This is a genomic window from Halomonas sp. (assembly GCF_014859505.1).
GTDB lineage: Bacteria > Pseudomonadota > Gammaproteobacteria > Pseudomonadales > Halomonadaceae > Halomonas.
Genome location: NZ_JACUUD010000219.1, coordinates 1 through 2,865 on the forward strand (window position 1 = coordinate 1; position 2,865 = coordinate 2,865).

General features: G+C 66.4%; 3 protein-coding genes. 1 reads left to right on the top strand and 2 read right to left on the bottom strand.

From position 1 onward, the window contains the following. Together IBX53_RS15595 and IBX53_RS15600 are read right to left on the bottom strand one after the other, a co-directional pair. Complete coding sequence (locus tag IBX53_RS15595) at positions 1-426, bottom strand: VOC family protein (protein WP_290911139.1); 426 nt, start codon at positions 424-426, stop codon at positions 1-3. Continuing rightward, on the bottom strand, positions 423-1,397 hold the full coding sequence (locus IBX53_RS15600; RefSeq protein WP_290911141.1) for a DMT family transporter: 975 nt from the start codon (positions 1,395-1,397) through the stop codon (positions 423-425). Before IBX53_RS15600 ends, IBX53_RS15595 begins: the two co-directional genes overlap by 4 nt. 215 nt (positions 1,398-1,612) lie before the next feature. On the opposite strand from IBX53_RS15600, the gene IBX53_RS15605 reads away from it, so the two are divergent. Next, on the top strand, positions 1,613-2,692 hold the full coding sequence (locus tag IBX53_RS15605) for an NAD(P)-dependent alcohol dehydrogenase (protein ID WP_290911143.1): 1,080 nt from the start codon (positions 1,613-1,615) through the stop codon (positions 2,690-2,692). Positions 2,693-2,865 lie beyond the last annotated feature (173 nt).

Here is a 2,865-nt window from a genome sequence, read left to right on the forward strand (position 1 = left end):
TCACTTGGCGAACAGCTGGCCCATGTCCTTGAACGCCTTGAACTCCAGGGCGTTGCCGCAGGGGTCGAGCAGGAACATGGTGGCCTGTTCGCCCACCTGGCCCTTGAAACGCACGTAGGGCTCGATCACAAACTCGGTGTCGCGGGCGCGCAGGCGTTCGGCCAGCGTCTCCCACTCCTCCCAGCCCAGTACCACCCCGAAGTGGGGCACCGGCACGTCGTGACCATCCACTGCGTTGGTGTTGGCCTGCTCCTGGTAGGGCATCTTCGGGTGTTCGTGGATCACCAGCTGGTGGCCGAAGAAGTTGAAGTCCACCCACTGCTCGCTGGAGCGACCTTCTTCCAGGCCGAACACCTCACCATAGAAGGTGCGGGCCGCGGGCAGGTCGTGGACGGGAATGGCCAGGTGGAAGGGGGAAAGGCTCATGGGGGGCTCCTGTTGTTGTCGTCGGGTCTTGCATCGAGATCGAGCGGTGCATCGTGTGTCGTGGTCATCGGGACCTTGGTTTCGGCGCCCGGTTCCCTTCGCCTCCGGCCAAGCCGCAGCAGGCCGGTGGCGACGGCGGTGCCGGCCAGGGTGATCGCCATGCCGGCCAGGATCTGCAGGCTCAGGCGCTCGCCGAGCAGCAGATAGCCCCACAGCAGGGCGCTGACCGGCACCAGGAAGGTTACCGTGGAGGTGGCGGTGGCCCCGGCGCTGGCGATCAGCCCGAAGTAGAGCAGGAAGGCCAGGGTGGTGCTGAGTACCGCCAGTGCCAGGCCGTTGGCCCAGGCCAGGCCGCTGATCGGCTCGGTGGGCCACAGCAGCAGCCCCGGCACCAGCAGCACCAGCGCCGACATGGCCGAGCTCCCCGCCGCCAGCACCCGCACCGGCAGGTGCGCCAGATGCATCCGGGCGTAGTTGCTGGCCACCCCATAACAGAAGGTGGCCCCCAGCACGGCGAGGATGAACCAGCCGTCGCCGCCCAGGGCGAAGTCCAGCCGGTCCGCCGACAGCACATAGACCCCGAAGAAGGCCAGGGCCAGGCCCAGGTACTGCTGGCGCATCACCGGGGTGGCGAAGAACAGCGCGCCGAGCAGGGCGGTGAAGATCGGCGTGGTGGCGTTGATCAGCGAGGTGAAGCCGGCCTCCAGCCGGGTGGTGGCCAGCGCCAGCAGCGTGAAGGGCAGCACATGGTTGATCACGCCCAGCACGAAGAGACTGCCCTTGTTGGCCCACACCAGTGTCAGGTAGTGCAGGCTGAGCAGCAGCGGGACCAGCAGCAGGGCGCCGACGCCCATGCGCACCAGGATCAGCGGCACGGGCCCGAACTCCGGCACCGCGACGCGCATGAAGATGAACGACAGGCCCCACAGCGAGGAGAGCAGGATCAGGCGCAGGGTATCGGCGGGTGACATTCGATTCCTTGAAGGGTGTTAGCGGGCGAATCAAACGATCAGGTTACGGCGGGCGCGGGGTAATGGGAAGCGGGGCAGCGGGTCGGCCTCTTTCGTGGCATTGCAGCATGGCATTCGTGGCATTGCAGCATGACCTTGATGCCCATCAAGGGCAGAGACGGCAAAGCCCTGCTATAGCTGTAGAGCACCTCTTCACTGAAACCGGAGCCTTGCCCATGCCCGCCATGATGAAAGCCGCCGTCTTCGTCGAACCTGGCCGCATCGAGATCGACGACCGGCCGATCCCCGATATCGGCCCCAACGACGCCCTGATCCGGGTGACCACCACCACCATCTGCGGCACCGACGTGCATATCCTCAAGGGCGAGTACCCGGTGGAGAAGGGCCTCATCGTCGGCCACGAACCGGTGGGGATCATCGAGAAACTCGGCGCCAATGTGCAGGGCTACCGGGAGGGGCAGCGGGTGATCGCCGGCGCGATCTGCCCGAGCTTCACCTCATATGCCTGCCAGGACGGCTGCAGCGCCCAGGACGGCGGCCACCACGCCCACGGCTACAAGCCCATGGGCGGCTGGCGCTTCGGTAACACCATCGATGGCGCCCAGGCCGAGTACCTGCGAGTGCCCGACGCCCAGGCCAACCTCTCGCCGGTGCCCGACGGCCTCACCGACGACCAGGTGCTGATGTGCCCGGACATCATGTCCACCGGCTTCGCCGGGGCCGAGTCGGCCAACATCAGGATCGGCGACTTTGTGGCGGTGTTCGCCCAGGGCCCCATCGGCCTGTGCGCGACCGCTGGCGCCCGGCTGCGTGGGGCGGGGCTGATCATCGCCGTGGATGGCGTCGACGAGCGCCTCGAGATGGCCAAGAAGATGGGCGCCGACGTGACCCTCAACTTCCGTGACGTGGACGTGGTCGCCGAGATCCTCAAGCTCACCGGCGGGCGCGGCGTGGACGCCTCCATCGAGGCGCTGGGCCTGCAGCAGACCTTCGAGCAGTCGCTGCGGGTGCTCAAGCCAGGCGGCACCCTGTCGAGCCTCGGGGTCTACTCCGAGGCCCTTTCCATCCCGCTGGACGCCTTCTGCGCGGGCCTGGGTGACCATCGGATCATCACCACGCTGTGCCCCGGCGGCAAGGAGCGCATGCGCCGGCTGATGCAGATCATCGACAGCGGCCGGCTGGATCTGGGCCCCATGGTCACCCACCGCTACCCGCTGGAAAAGATCGTCGACGCCTACGATCTCTTCTCCCACCAGCGCGACGGCGTGCTCAAGATCGCCCTTGAGGTCTCGTGAAATGCCGTAGCGTCACCACCGCCGGGCGGATTCTTCCGCCCGGCTTTACTTCTGCCCATGTCAGCGTTTTCCTGCAAGCAGCATGGCAAATGGCTGACATGGGCAAGCACTGATTTCGTATTCTGGCCCTGCGTTGACTGATTGCACCGCAATCATGGGTGTTATCGGTTAGG